This window comes from Pseudomonas proteolytica (genome assembly GCF_007858275.1).
In the GTDB taxonomy this organism is placed as follows: domain Bacteria; phylum Pseudomonadota; class Gammaproteobacteria; order Pseudomonadales; family Pseudomonadaceae; genus Aquipseudomonas; species Aquipseudomonas proteolytica.
The window spans coordinates 109,836-122,385 of record NZ_VFEV01000006.1 but is presented as its reverse complement, the minus strand read 5'-3'; the positions used below and the strand labels follow the sequence as shown (position 1 = coordinate 122,385).

14 protein-coding genes are annotated in these 12,550 nt (G+C 61.6%); 3 read left to right on the top strand and 11 right to left on the bottom strand.

Features of this window, described 5'->3' with window-relative positions; genetic code table 11:
- Nucleotides 1-707: 707 nt before the first annotated feature.
- The 11 genes from FIV38_RS06475 to FIV38_RS06420 all read right to left on the bottom strand — a co-directional run bounded on the left by FIV38_RS06475 (nt 708) and on the right by FIV38_RS06420 (nt 10,101).
- On the bottom strand, nt 708-1,574 hold the full coding sequence (locus FIV38_RS06475) for a transporter substrate-binding domain-containing protein (protein ID WP_029299533.1): 867 nt from the start codon (nt 1,572-1,574) through the stop codon (nt 708-710).
- Complete coding sequence (locus tag FIV38_RS06470; protein ID WP_092232696.1) at nt 1,571-2,347, bottom strand: amino acid ABC transporter ATP-binding protein; 777 nt, start codon at nt 2,345-2,347, stop codon at nt 1,571-1,573. Before FIV38_RS06470 ends, FIV38_RS06475 begins: the two co-directional genes overlap by 4 nt.
- Nucleotides 2,344-3,003: an amino acid ABC transporter permease gene (locus FIV38_RS06465; protein WP_029299529.1), complete on the bottom strand. Its 660-nt coding sequence runs from the start codon at nt 3,001-3,003 to the stop codon at nt 2,344-2,346. The genes FIV38_RS06470 and FIV38_RS06465 overlap by 4 nt, the downstream gene beginning before the upstream one ends.
- A complete protein-coding gene (locus FIV38_RS06460) occupies nt 2,984-3,649 on the bottom strand; it encodes an amino acid ABC transporter permease (RefSeq protein WP_029299527.1) in 666 nt (221 codons plus the stop codon). The genes FIV38_RS06465 and FIV38_RS06460 overlap by 20 nt, the downstream gene beginning before the upstream one ends.
- A gap of 572 nt (nt 3,650-4,221) precedes the next feature.
- On the bottom strand, nt 4,222-5,004 hold the full coding sequence (locus FIV38_RS06450) for a MetQ/NlpA family ABC transporter substrate-binding protein (protein WP_029299526.1): 783 nt from the start codon (nt 5,002-5,004) through the stop codon (nt 4,222-4,224).
- A 149-nt stretch (nt 5,005-5,153) separates the two neighbouring features.
- Nucleotides 5,154-6,080: a sigma 54-interacting transcriptional regulator gene (locus FIV38_RS06445; RefSeq protein WP_029299525.1), complete on the bottom strand. Its 927-nt coding sequence runs from the start codon at nt 6,078-6,080 to the stop codon at nt 5,154-5,156.
- Between the two features lie 51 nt (nt 6,081-6,131).
- On the bottom strand, nt 6,132-6,713 hold the full coding sequence (locus tag FIV38_RS06440) for an alpha/beta hydrolase (protein WP_029299524.1): 582 nt from the start codon (nt 6,711-6,713) through the stop codon (nt 6,132-6,134).
- A 311-nt stretch (nt 6,714-7,024) separates the two neighbouring features.
- A complete protein-coding gene (locus FIV38_RS06435) occupies nt 7,025-7,426 on the bottom strand; it encodes an ExbD/TolR family protein (protein ID WP_029299521.1) in 402 nt (133 codons plus the stop codon).
- A gap of 1 nt (nt 7,427) precedes the next feature.
- Complete coding sequence (locus FIV38_RS06430) at nt 7,428-8,153, bottom strand: MotA/TolQ/ExbB proton channel family protein (protein ID WP_092232693.1); 726 nt, start codon at nt 8,151-8,153, stop codon at nt 7,428-7,430.
- 42 nt (nt 8,154-8,195) lie between these two features.
- The gene (locus FIV38_RS06425) at nt 8,196-9,011 is read right to left on the bottom strand and encodes an energy transducer TonB (protein WP_092232690.1); all 816 of its coding nucleotides are present in this window, start codon (nt 9,009-9,011) and stop codon (nt 8,196-8,198) included.
- A 238-nt stretch (nt 9,012-9,249) separates the two neighbouring features.
- Nucleotides 9,250-10,101, bottom strand: coding sequence for a LysR family transcriptional regulator (locus FIV38_RS06420; protein WP_092237258.1), 852 nt, complete (start codon nt 10,099-10,101; stop codon nt 9,250-9,252).
- Between the two features lie 154 nt (nt 10,102-10,255).
- Here FIV38_RS06420 and FIV38_RS06415 point away from each other — a divergent pair, with 154 nt between their 5' ends.
- From FIV38_RS06415 to FIV38_RS06405, 3 genes are read left to right on the top strand one after another with little or no spacing between them, the layout of a single operon-like run.
- Nucleotides 10,256-10,870: an ankyrin repeat domain-containing protein gene (locus FIV38_RS06415; protein ID WP_029299514.1), complete on the top strand. Its 615-nt coding sequence runs from the start codon at nt 10,256-10,258 to the stop codon at nt 10,868-10,870.
- The gene (locus tag FIV38_RS06410) at nt 10,867-11,334 is read left to right on the top strand and encodes a nucleoside deaminase (RefSeq protein ID WP_092232687.1); all 468 of its coding nucleotides are present in this window, start codon (nt 10,867-10,869) and stop codon (nt 11,332-11,334) included. The genes FIV38_RS06415 and FIV38_RS06410 overlap by 4 nt, the downstream gene beginning before the upstream one ends.
- A complete protein-coding gene (locus tag FIV38_RS06405; protein WP_092232683.1) occupies nt 11,321-12,490 on the top strand; it encodes a CynX/NimT family MFS transporter in 1,170 nt (389 codons plus the stop codon). Before FIV38_RS06410 ends, FIV38_RS06405 begins: the two co-directional genes overlap by 14 nt.
- Nucleotides 12,491-12,550 lie beyond the last annotated feature (60 nt).

Below are 12,550 nucleotides of genomic sequence, written 5' to 3'. Positions count from 1 at the left end.
CGCTGCTGTGCAAGCACACAATGACCAACGTCGAGGTAGACGCTATGAGCAACCCAAGGCCAACAAAGCTCCCACCGCTAGTAATTGCCGAAGCCAAGCCCGTGTCGGCACCGTCCCATCAATATGAATGATCGTTAAAAGACGTCCCCAGCGACGGGGCAAACGCCAGCATTGAGCCTACCGATATAGGGACAAGCAAAGACCGCCTTCAGATCTACATCAATGGCAAGGTAGTAGTGGATGAGGAATTCAACAACAAACCGCCAAAGACCATTCATGCGCGCATTCCCAGGTCTGAACTGCTTAAGAGCACCTGGGTACATCGGCAATCCACTATATGATCCGAATCGGCCAGGGAAATGGCGAGATGGGTGAATCACAAACGTACCTGATTACCCATTGATCATGGCATTGCGCCAAAGTGCTGGGGAGGTTCGATTGTGCTGGATGAGCCGGCCTGGCACTGGCCGAGTCAGGCGGTGCCTACGCAGGCAGCACAGGCTTTCAGACATTGACGAAATCCCCTGTGGCGAGCGGGCTCGCCCCGCGCTGGGCTGCGAAGCAGCCCAAAAACCAGCCCCTGCGGTGTATCTGATACACCGCATTCGGCTCACTGGGGCCGCTTCGCAGCCCAGCGCGGGGCGAGCCCGCTCGCCACAACAGCCCTATCTGCCTGGTTTTAAAATGTGTAGATATTCAATACAAGATCAACCCTGCCACTTACCCCCTTCAACAATCACACTCTCAGGCTTGGTGTCATCGCTCAGTTCTTTACGCACGTACTGGTCATACAGCTTGAGCAAGAACTTCTCTTCACCCAACTTCGCCAACTCGGCATTCACCCAGTCGCGCAGTTCGATATTGCCCTTCTTCACCGCCGGCGCAATCGGCGCTTCATCACCCAGCTTCTCTTCAAGCACACGGTAGCCCGGGTTCTGCTTGGCCCAGCTGAACAGCACCAGGTTGTCTTGCGCATAGGCATCGCCACGCCCAGCCGACAGGGCTTGCAGCGACTCGGAGTTTTTCTCGAACTTGAGCAGTTTCCAATCCGGGTGGTTCTTGGTCAGCCAGATATCGGCGGTGGTGCCGGTGGTGACGATGGTGGTACGGGTCGCCAGGTCGTCGAGGCTTTTGACCACGCTGTCGTTAGGCACCAGGGCCTGGACCGCGACTTTCAGGTTGGGGTTGGTGAATTCCACCGCTTCCTTGCGCTCGGGGGTCACGGTCATGTTGGCCAGGATCAAGTCGACCTTGTCGCTCTGCAGGAACGGGATGCGGCTGGCCGGCTCCACGGCCACGAACTCGACCTTGTTTTCGTCGCCCAGCAGGTCCTTGGCAAACTGGCGGCCGATGTCGGTATCAAAACCCACGTAGCGCCCGGCTTCATCGACAAAGCCAAACGGCGGCTTATCGGTAAATACGCCGACGATCAGCTTGTCGCGAGCCTTGATCTTGTCGATATAGCTCACCGCCGCCGGCGCGGCAGCGGCGGGTTTGGCCGGTTCTTCGGTTTTGTTGCAGCCGGCCAGTAAGGCGAGGCCGAGCAGCGGCAGTAACAACTTGGCAGTTTTCATGACAGCTCCAGTTCCTTGATTTTCTTGGGCAGTGTTGAAACAAACGAGAATTTCTCGAGGAACTGCTGCGCGCGTGCGGTCTGCGGGTTCGTAAAGAAGGCCTCGGGGGTGTTGTGTTCGAGGATGCGGCCGGCCTCCATAAACACCACGCGGTCGGCGACGGCGCGGGCGAAGGCCATTTCATGGGTGACGATCAGCAGGGTCATGCCATCGCGCGCCAGGTCCTGGATCACCTCCAGCACTTCCTTGACCATTTCCGGGTCAAGGGCGGCGGTGACCTCATCAAACAGCATGACCTGGGGGTTCATGCACAACGAGCGGACGATGGCGATGCGTTGCTGCTGACCACCGGACAACTGGCGCGGGAACGCATCGCGCTTGTCGGCGAGCCTCACCCGCTCCAGCAGTTTTTCCGCCTGCTCACGGGCTTCGCGGGGTTCGCGTTTTTGCACTTTCAGCGGGCCCAGCAGGATGTTGTCGAGCACGCTCATATGGGGGAACAGGTGATAACTCTGGAACACCATGCCCACGTCCTGGCGCACCTGGCGCCAGTCGGTGTGTTTATCCAGCAGCTCTTTGCCGGCCAGCCGCAGGCTGCCGCTGTGGGCCACTTCCAGGCCGTTCAGGCACCGCAGCAAAGTGCTTTTGCCGCAGCCGCTGGGGCCGAGGATTACCACTACTTCGCCGCTTTGCACACTCAGGTCGATGCCGTTGAGCACCTGCTGTTCGCCGAAGAATTTATTGAAACCCTGGAACTCGATCAATGCGCTCATGCTTGGGCCCAGCGCCGTTCCAGCACCTTGGAGGCGGCCGACAACGGGTAGCAGATAAAGAAGAAAAACAGGAACAGCGCGCCGTAGATCAATACCGACTCATAAGTGCGCTCGATGATTTGCTGTCCGACCTTGATCACATCCACCACGCCGATCAGCACCGCCAGGGAGCTGGTCTTGATGATCCGCGTGTAGACGTTGATGGTCGGCGGCGTCATGCGTTTGAGCGCCTGGGGCAACAGCACATAGCCGTAGAGTTGCGGCGCCGACAAACCAATCGACAGCCCCGCCTCCCGCTGCCCACGTGGCAGCGAATGCAACGCGCCGCGCACCACTTCGCCCACTTCACTGGCGCCCCACAGCGACAGCACCAGCACTGCACACCAGAAACTGGGGATGCTCAGGCCGGTAAAAATCGGCAGGCCAAAGAACAGCAGATACAGCCACACCAGCACCGGAATCGCGCGGAACAACTCCAGGTAAATGCGCAGCAGCAGGTTGATCGCACGCACATTCAACGTGCGCAGCACCCCATATGCCACCCCGCCAAGGGTGCTGAAGGCGATGCTCAAAAACGAAATCGACAGGGTTTGCGCAGCGCCCTTGCCCAGTTGCGGCAACGACACCCACAACAACTCAAGACCCGAACTGGCCATGCTGGAGCCTCCTTTCCAGGCGGCTGAGCAGCAGCGACAGCGGCAAGAACAACAACACGCAGATCAGCGTGAGCACGGCGAGCATCTCGTAAGTCTTGTAGTAGAGGGCGATGTAGCTTTTGGTGGTGTAGAGAATCTCCGGCACCGCCACCGCCGAGACCACAGTGGTCTCCTTGAGCAGGAAAATGAAATTGGCGAACAACGCCGGCAGGCTGAGGATCCCGGCCTGGGGCAGGATCACATGGCGCAGCAGTTGCCAGTCGGACAGGCCGATGGACTTGCCCGACTCGATCTGCGCCAGTGGCACCGCCTCCACACCGGCGCGCAGCACTTCGGTGAGGTAGGCACCGCCCAAAAAGGTCATGGTGATAATCGCCGCCCAGAACCCGGAGATATTGAAACCCAGGGCCGGCAAGGCGAAGTACACGAAGAACAGCTGGATCAGCAGCGGCGTGTTACGCGCCAGCTCCACATACAACGCCACCAGGCGCGACAGGTAGGGCGTGCGGAACACCAGCAAGGCTGAGTTGATCAGCGCCACCAGCAGCGAGGTGCCGATGGCGATCAAGCCCACTTGCAGAGTCACCCCAACGGCCTTGAGAAACGCCGGCAGGGTGCTGAGGATAAACGCGTAGTCGAAAGTCATTTCAAGTCCTGGGCGCCGCAGGGGTAATGCGGCGTAAACGCAGTCCGGTCCAGCGTGGGTAACGCCGGGAAGCGCTGACTTTAAAGGTATAAAAACCAAAATTTAAATACCGAAATAGCATATTGATATCACCCAAAAAGCTAACCGGTGGATTCGCCGGGTTGGCAGGTGACAGCTAAGGTTCTTGGGCGTGTAGGAAGGGTCTTTTTTTCAGCGCTGAACGACAGGGATGGGCAGCGCGTGGCCAGACTGAGGGCCATTTAACCAGCGAGGGAATGACAGATGAGCGAAACCAAACCGATCGACCCGCAGGACTTGGTGAAGTGGTTGGTGGCGTTGCGCCGGGCGATCAATAGCCGGGATTAACAGGCATGACACCAACCCAATGTGGGAGCGGGCTTGTGTGGGAGCCGGGCTTGCCCGCGATAGCATCACCTCTGTGTCACTGACACACCGAGGTGCCTGCATCGCGGGCAAGCCCAGCTCCCACAATTTTGCCCATCATTGCCCAATAAAAAACGCCGACGCTGTATCAGCCGTCGGCGTTCAAACCTTGAAGGGGGTTTGGGCAATCAGAACGCTGGCACCACCGCGCCGCTGTATTTCTTCTCGATGAAGGCTTTGACTTCCGGGCTGGTCAGGGCCTTGGACAGTTTCTGGATCGCGACGCTGTCCTTGTTGTCTGGACGGGCCACCAGGAAGTTCACGTACGGCGAATCGGACGATTCAATGATCAGCGCATCCTTGGCCGGGTTCAGGCCGGCTTCCAGGGCGTAGTTAGTGTTGATCAAGTCCAGGTCAACCTGGTCGAGGACGCGGGGCAGCAGGGCCGATTCCAGTTCCTTGAACTTCAGGTTCTTCGGGTTGCTGGCGATGTCTTTTGGCGTGGCCAGGGCATTGGTCGGGTCTTTGAGAGTGATCACACCGGCCTTCTGCAGCAGCAACAGCGCGCGGCCGCTATTGGAGCCTTCGTTGGGAATGGCAACAGTGGCGCCATCTTTCAGGTCTTCGATTTTCTTGATCTTTTTCGAGTAGCCGCCAAACGGTTCAACGTGCACGCCAACGACGGTGACCAGGTTGGTGCCTTTACCCTTGTTGAAGTTTTCCAGGTACGGCAGGGTCTGGAAGTAGTTGGCATCCAGGCGCTTCTCGGCCACTTGCACGTTCGGTTGCACGTAGTCGGTGAAGACCTTGATTTCCAGGTCCACGCCTTCTTTGGCCAGGGTCGGCTTGATCAGCTCAAGGATCTCGGCGTGGGGCACTGGAGTGGCCGCGACCACCAGCTTTTCGTTGGCTTGAGCGATACCGGCAGTCAGGGCAGCCGCCAGGGCGGTGAACAACAGAACCTTTTTCATGCAGTGTCCTTAATCGAAAATCCGGGGCGTCGGTGACGACCACTTCTTATGGGGGTGCCAGCGATGTGCTATCGCGGCGTGGGATGGACAATACCGATATTTTTTATTCCCGAACAATACCTTTTATTCACTTTGATATTCCATTTTGCTCATACAGAGCCCAACCCCCCAAACAGACGCGTCAACGCTGCACGCTCGATTTCGCTGCCATTGCTCAGGATCTGTCGCACCTGATGCTCAATCTGCGCCACCGACACCACCGGCAGGTTCAAATGCTCCGGCAAGATCTCATCGCCGCTGCTGACCAGCAGCGCAAAGTGGATCACGTTCTCCAGCTCGCGGGTATTGCCCGGCCAACTGTGCTGCTCCAGCACCCGCTGCGCGTCCTCGCTGATCAATGGCACCGGCAGGTCCAGCCGCTGGCTGTAGATACCCAGGAAGTACTCGGCCAACGACAGGATGTCACCCACCCGCTCGCGCAGGGCCGGCAGTTCCAGTTGGCCTTCGCTGAGGTAATGGAACAGGCGCTCATGGAACTTACCCACGGCCACCGCCTGGGCCAGGTCGATGCTGGTAGCGGCGACCAGGCGCACGTCCACCGGGCTCGGCTGATGGGCGCCGACACGGGTGACTTCGTGGTTTTCCAGGGCGGCGAGCAGCTTGACCTGGATCGGCAACGGCAGGTCGCCGATCTCATCGAGGTACAAGGTGCCGCCGTTGGCCGAGCCGAACCAGCCAGCCCGGCTGCTGGCCGCGCCGCTGTGGCTGCCGGCGGCATAGCCGAACAATTCGGCATCGGCATAAGTAGGGCTGATCGCACCGCAGTTGACCGAAACAAACAGGCCGCTGCGGTCACTGCCGCGATGGATATGGCGCGCCAGCAATTCCTTGCCGCTACCGGTTTCACCACGAATCAACACCGGCAAGGCACGCGGGGCCAGGCTTTCGAGGTCTTCGCGCAGTTGCCTTGAACGAGGGTCGACAAACACCAGCGCCTTGGCGCGAATGCTCAGGGGGCTTTTTTCAGCGTCGGGGAAGGTCAGCAATGGCTGGCCAAAGGTTTCATGCAGGCTCATGGCAGGCTCCCGCCCCAATTCCACTCATAGGGACGGGGCGTTGAAAAAATATTAGGCGCGGCGCCGGGAGTGATGCTCCAGACGGTTTTGCAGACGATAGAGGTAGGCGAAACCCTGCTCCCAGCGCTGGTGGCCGGACTTCACGTTGATATGCCCGGCGCCTGCGAGAATCCCGGCTTCCGCCCCCCAGTTACGTGCCAGTTCCAGGGCCCGAGGGGCGCTGACTGCACTGTCGTTGTCGGAGCTGACGATCTGGCTGGGGAACGGCAACAGGTCGCGGGGGATCGGTGCAAAGTTGCGCAAGGCAGGCGCACACGCCGGGCGCTCGACATCCGCCGGGGCCACCAGCAACGCACCGCGCACCTGACGCAAGAACTGCAACGGCGCGCTGGCCGCCCAGTGCGCCACGGTGATGCAACCCAGGCTATGGGCGATAAGGATCACCGGAGTGCTGTCGGCCGCAATGGCTTCGGCCAAGGCCGCCACCCAGTCTTCACGGCGCGGGGTCAGCCAGTCGGCCTGCTCCACGCGAGCGCTGTTGGGCAGGCTGTTCTGCCAATGGGTTTGCCAATGATCTTCTGGCGATCCTTGCCAGCCCGGCACGATCAGGTAACGGATCAACTCGCTGTGCATGGGTGTGCCCTCCTGCAGCGTTTAACGTTGCTGACCAGTATAGGGACGGGGCATATATTCGTTAAGGAATAAGAAGCTATTTGTTAATAACCAAAAACACAGTCCCATCAATCAAATAATGTGGGAGCGGGCTTGCCCGCGATGGCGGTGGTTCAGGCAATGCACGGGCAGCTGACACACCGTCATCGCAGGCAAGCCAGCTCCCACATTTATTTTGTGGTGTATCCAACCGACAAGCCCGCTCGCCACAGGCAAAAAAAAGGCCGCACCCTGCCAAGGAGACGGCCAAAAAATTGTCGAGGCTTTTGACACTAACGCGCAGTAATCACCGACAGCTTGGTAATCCCCGCCCGCTCAATCGACGCCATGGCCCGAGCCACTTCGCCATAATTCACACCATCGTCAGCCTGCAGTTGCACCCGTACCTCAGGGTCCTTCGCCTTGGCGGCCTGCAGGTTGAACTCCAGCAGGTCCGGCTGGATTTCATCCTTGTTGATAAACACCTTGCCGGCACCGTCGATGCTCACCACCAGCGGGTCTTTCTGCTCCACCGGGGCCACGGCCTCGGTCTTGGGCAGGTTGATCGGAATCGCGTTGGTCAACAGCGGGGCGGTGACGATAAACACCACCAGCAGTACCAGCATCACGTCCACCAGGGGCGTGACGTTGATCTCACTGAGTACCTCGTCGCTGTCTTGGGTAGAGAAGGCCATATCAGGACGCCTCCTTCACTTTTTGCGCGCTGCCCTGGGCGGCGTTTTTATGCAGCGCCGGGTGGACCAGCACGCGGAACGAATTTTTCTGCGCCAGGCTGTAGAAGTCATGGGCGAAGTCGTCCAGGTCGGCAGCCGTGAGCTTCAGGCGACGCAGGAAGTAGTTGTAGACCAGCACCGCCGGCACGGCGACGGCGATCCCCACACCGGTCGCGACCAGCGCCGCGCCGATCGGGCCGGCCACGGTTTCCAGGCTGGCAGAACCGGCAGCGCTGATCCCTTTCAACGCTTCCATGATCCCCCACACGGTGCCGAACAGGCCGATAAAGGGCGAGGTGCTGCCGATACTCGCGACCACGGCCAGGCCGGTTTCCAGGGAGCGCCGTTCACGCACGATCTGCTGGCGCAGGGCACGTTCGAGGCGGTCCTGATGGTTGATCGCCTGGCTCAGGTCAGCGGCGTGCGGCGCATCCCCCACCTGGATCGCGGCGTAGCCAGCCTGGGCCACACGGGCGGCGGCGCCGGGATGGGTTTCGCTCAGCTCGGCGGCCGAATCCAGGCTCGACGCCGCCCAGAACTGTTTGTGGAACTTGCGATCCTGAGCCTTGAGGCGGGCGAACTGCGCGCCCTTGAGCAGAGCCAGGCCCCAGGTGGCGACGGAAAAAACCACCAGCAGCCAGATCACCGCGCTTTCGATGGATTCAAGTGGAGATGCCAGTAACGTCATGATGTGTACCTCGGTGTAAGCGATAGGGTGTCGAGCAAAGGCTCAATGAATCTTGAAATCGATGGGCACGCTGACCCAGCCATCCTGTGCCACGTCGCCCTGCTTGGCGGGCACGAAGCTCCAGCGCTTCACGGCGCTGAGTGCGGCGTCGTCGAGTTGCTGGCGACCGCTGCTCTTCTGCACCTGGATTTCACCGGGTTTGCCGCTGGCCAATACATGCACCCGCAACAACACAGTGCCTTCCCAGCCACGGCGCTGGGCCAGTGATGGGTACTCGGGCGCCGGGTTCTTCAGGTACGCGGCGTTGGCCGAAGCAGGTGTTACCGGTGCCGGCGCAGGCGGGGCTGGCCTGGGCGCCGGTGGTGCCGGCTGGGGTGGCGCGGGCGGTTGTTCGACGGCTTTTGGCGCAGGCTTGGGTTCGGGTTTGGGCACCGGTTTGGGCTTGGGCTTGGGGATCGGCTTGGGTGGCGCCGGCTTGGCCGCCAACTCATCCACCACAGGCGGCGGTGGTTCCACGACCGGAGGCGGTGGCGGCGGCGGTACAGGCGGCGGAGGTTCCACCACCGGTGGCGCCGGCTGGGAAAACTCGATGGTCATTGGTGGAATTTCCGGCGGCACAATCGGCAGCACCGGCACCGGTTTCTGGCTGACCCAATAGATCACCGCGCCATGCAGCGCCAGTGCCAACAGGCCCAATAAAATGCCTTCACGGCGGCTCAAGATCCCCTTGGGGGTTTTCTGCAACCGCAACTGCCCCAAGGGCGCGCGGTGCGGCCGGCCAAGGTCGACCAACTCACCACTCGGTGCCTGGCGCCACAGCGCCTCATGTGCACTGGCGGCGGTCTGGACATTGCCCATTGATTCACTCCCTGCTGTCTTCAGCGAAAAAACCGACGGGCCTGCGGGGCGACCGTCGAGAGCTGAATCATCGGGGGCAGACGCTTATCTCTTAAAGTAATCTTTAAAGTTATACATAGACCGAACAGGAATATGAAAACTCAGCCAATCCAGCAAAGCCACGCCCCACGCGGCCTGGCGGCGAGGGGCAAAATCATGATGCTTTGCCGGCATGCAAAATATTCCTCAAAGGCATGGCTCAGCGCGGGTTGGCCTCGCATAAATCCCATAATTGATGCTGCAGGCTCTGGCCCGCCGCCCCCATCCCACTGCGCCCATACAGCGCCAGTCGCACGCCCTGCACCGCAGGTAAACCACTGTCGGCGCCGAGCACCACGTGCCCGGTCTGCACCACCCGCTCCGGCAACAGGCTGATACCCAACCCCGCCGCCACCGCAGAACACACACTGGCCAGGCTCGCGCTGGAATAGCCAATGCGCCAGCGCCAGCCACCCACCTCCAGGTGCTGGAGCATTTCATTGCGGTACAGGCCGCCCACCGGGAACGCCACCAGGGGCAATGGGTCACGGCCCAGCGCCGGCATGCGGCGGCTGTCGACCCAGCACAAAGGCTCCGGCCAGGAGGCCAGGCAGTCATCGCTGTCGCCCATCTGCTTGACCAGCAACACATCGAATTCGCCGCCGCGATACTGGCGCAGCAGCGCCGGCCCCAAGCCGCTGGTGACCTCCAGGCGCACCCGTGGATAGGCCACGACAAACGCCGAAAGCAGCGGCATCAAGCGCTCGGCGGCGAAGTCCTCGGGCACGCCCAGGCGTAGCACGCCATCGCTCTGCTGGTTGATCAGCACATCGGCGGCTTCTTCGTTCAGCGCCAGGATGCGCCGCGCATAGGCCAGCAGGCGCTCACCCTCGACCGTCGCCACCACCCGGCGCTGATCGCGGTCAAGCAAGCGGCAGCCGACGCTGTCTTCCAGGCGGCGCAATTGCTGGCTGACGGTGGATTGGGTGAGGTGCAGGCGTTCGGCGGCGCGGGTGAAATTGGCGCAGTCGACGACGGCGATAAAACTGCGCAACAGCACGGGATCGAACATGAACACCACCATCGTGTTTGCCACTGGTTGGCATGGTTATATTTAATTTCAGAATACCTCAGGCGGTGGCCATACTTCCCGTTCATTGCACTGAAACGAGGTTCCCATGGCATGGCCTACTCCTTTCAAAACCGCCGTCCTGGCATTGGGGTTGATGGTGGCAAGTAACAGCATGGCCGCCGATAAAGGTTTGCTCGACGCCGTGCGTGCCGGGCAATTGGCGCAGGTCGAGCAACTGCTGGCCAAGGGTGCCGATCTGGATACCCGCGCCATCGATGGCAGCACGCCGCTGTTGCTGGCCACCCAGGCCAATCGCGTCGATATCGCCCGCGCCCTGATCGAGGCCGGGGCCGATGTGAACCGCAAGAACCTGATGCAAGACAGCCCTTACCTGCTGGCCGGCGCCAGCGGCCACAATCAAATCCTGGCCATGACCCTGGCCCATGGCGCCGACCTCAAGAGCACCAATCGCTACGGCGGCACCGCCCTGATCCCGGCGTGCGAGCGCGGCCACGTGGAAACGGTGCGCCTGCTGATCGACGCCGGCGTCGACGTCAACCACGTCAACCGCCTGGGCTGGACCGGGCTCATGGAAGCCATCGTGCTCTCGGACGGCGGCCTCGCCCATCAGCAAATCGTCGCCATGCTGATCGGCGCCGGTGCCAATGTGAACCTGCCCGACCGCGACGGCATCAGCCCCCTGCAACAGGCGCAAAAGCGCGGCCAGGTCGCCATCGCCAAACTGCTGCAAGAAGCAGGTGCCCAATGAGCCCACAACACGATCAAGCCTGGCTGCAACGTGCCGTTGCCCTGGCGCAGGACAACGTGGCCCGGGGTGGGCGGCCGTTTGGCGCCGTGCTGGTAAAGGACGGTGCTGTGCTGGTGGAGGCGGTCAACCAGATCCACCTCGACCAGGACCCCACCGCCCATGCCGAAATGCTCGCCATTCGCCGCGCCAGCCAACAGCTCGGCCCACGCCTTGAAGGCTGTGTGATCTACGCCAGCGGCCAGCCGTGCCCGATGTGCCTGGGTGCCATGTACTTGTGTGGCGTGGCCCGCGTGGTGTTTGCCGCGAGCAATGAAATGGCCGCGCCGTTCGGGCTGTCGACTGCCGCGGTTTACCAGCAGATGAGCCTGCCGCTGACCGCCCAGCAACTGCCCGTCGAGCACCTGCCGATGCCGGCCATGCACGCCCTTTACCGTCAATGGAAGACCCTGCATGACCCTGAATAAATCCCTCGCCGGCTGGGGCCTGCTGGTGGTGCTGGGCCTTAACCTGCGGCCGATCCTCAGCTCCATCAGCCCGTTGCTCGGGGAGATCCGCCTGGCAACCGGCCTGAGTTTCCAGAGCAGTGCCTTGCTCACCAGCCTGCCGGTGGTGTGCATGGGGTTGGTGGCGCTGGTGGGCATCCGCGTCGAGGCGCAGTTGGGCGAACGACGCGGGATCGCCCTGGGCCTGATGATGATCCTGCTCGCATGCCTGGCGCGCTGGCTACTGGGCCAGGCACCGGCACTGCTGGCCACGGCGTTGCTGGGCGGGGCCGGTGTGGCGCTGATCCAGGCGCTGGTGCCGGCGATGATCAAGCGCCAGTTCCACCAACGGGTGCCCCTGGCGATGGGAGTGTATTCAGCCTCGTTGATGGGTGGCGGTGGCTTGGCGGCGCTGCTCAGCCCGCTGGTGGCCAGCCATTTCCAGAATTGGCAGGCCGGCCTGGGCATCTGGCTGCTGCCGGCGCTTGGCGCGTTGCTGCTGTGGGCGTGGCTGCCATTGGGCGCGGCGAAAAACCTGCAGGTGACGCCGCCGCTCCAGGGCCTGCGCAACCGCCGCGCCTGGTTACTGGCACTGTATTTCGGCCTGGTGAACTGCGGGTATATGAGCATGGTGGCGTGGCTGCCGGCGTACTACCAGCAACTGGGTTGGGGCGTGCTGCCCAGCGGCTCGTTGCTGGCGTTCATGACGATTTTCCAGGTGATTGCCGCGCTGTTGATGCCGGCGCTGGCGCAACGCGGTATCGACCGCCGGCCCTTGCTGACCATCAGCCTGCTGGCCCAGACCGTGGGTTATCTCGGCCTGCTGTGGGCACCGCTGCAATACCCACACCTGTGGGTGGCGCTGATCGGCTTCGGCCTGGGGGCGTGCTTTGCCCTGAGCCTGCTGCTGACCCTGGACCACCGCCGTGACCCACGGGAAGCCGGGCAACTGGCGGCATTCGTGCAGGGCGTGGGCTTCTTGATCAATGCCGTGTCGCCGTGGATGACCGGCTGGTTGCGCGAACTCACCGGCAGTTTTGTCAGCGCCTGGGCGGTGTTGACCGTGACAGTGATCGCGATGCTGGTGGTCACCCGGGTATTCAGCCCAGCCACTTACCGCAGCACCGCCGCTTGCTGATTGTGTAGGAGCGAGCTTGCTCGCGAAAAACGTCAACGATAACGCGCAAAACCAGGTTAA

Excerpts from the sequence above, each read along its gene's own strand:
- FIV38_RS06425 (WP_092232690.1), bottom strand. The coding sequence starts at position 9,011 with ATGGGCAATGTCCAGACCGCCGCCAGTGCACATGAGGCGCTGTGGCGC.
- FIV38_RS06435 (WP_029299521.1), bottom strand. The coding sequence starts at position 7,426 with ATGGCCTTCTCTACCCAAGACAGCGACGAGGTACTCAGTGAGATCAAC.
- FIV38_RS06450 (WP_029299526.1), bottom strand. The coding sequence starts at position 5,004 with ATGAAAAAGGTTCTGTTGTTCACCGCCCTGGCGGCTGCCCTGACTGCC.
- FIV38_RS06440 (WP_029299524.1), bottom strand. The coding sequence starts at position 6,713 with ATGCACAGCGAGTTGATCCGTTACCTGATCGTGCCGGGCTGGCAAGGA.
- FIV38_RS06445 (WP_029299525.1), bottom strand. The coding sequence starts at position 6,080 with ATGAGCCTGCATGAAACCTTTGGCCAGCCATTGCTGACCTTCCCCGAC.
- FIV38_RS06475 (WP_029299533.1), bottom strand. The coding sequence starts at position 1,574 with ATGAAAACTGCCAAGTTGTTACTGCCGCTGCTCGGCCTCGCCTTACTG.
- FIV38_RS06465 (WP_029299529.1), bottom strand. The coding sequence starts at position 3,003 with ATGGCCAGTTCGGGTCTTGAGTTGTTGTGGGTGTCGTTGCCGCAACTG.
- FIV38_RS06420 (WP_092237258.1), bottom strand. The coding sequence starts at position 10,101 with ATGTTCGATCCCGTGCTGTTGCGCAGTTTTATCGCCGTCGTCGACTGC.
- FIV38_RS06415 (WP_029299514.1), top strand. The coding sequence starts at position 10,256 with ATGGTGGCAAGTAACAGCATGGCCGCCGATAAAGGTTTGCTCGACGCC.
- FIV38_RS06410 (WP_092232687.1), top strand. The coding sequence starts at position 10,867 with ATGAGCCCACAACACGATCAAGCCTGGCTGCAACGTGCCGTTGCCCTG.
- FIV38_RS06460 (WP_029299527.1), bottom strand. The coding sequence starts at position 3,649 with ATGACTTTCGACTACGCGTTTATCCTCAGCACCCTGCCGGCGTTTCTC.
- FIV38_RS06430 (WP_092232693.1), bottom strand. The coding sequence starts at position 8,153 with ATGACGTTACTGGCATCTCCACTTGAATCCATCGAAAGCGCGGTGATC.
- FIV38_RS06405 (WP_092232683.1), top strand. The coding sequence starts at position 11,321 with ATGACCCTGAATAAATCCCTCGCCGGCTGGGGCCTGCTGGTGGTGCTG.
- FIV38_RS06470 (WP_092232696.1), bottom strand. The coding sequence starts at position 2,347 with ATGAGCGCATTGATCGAGTTCCAGGGTTTCAATAAATTCTTCGGCGAA.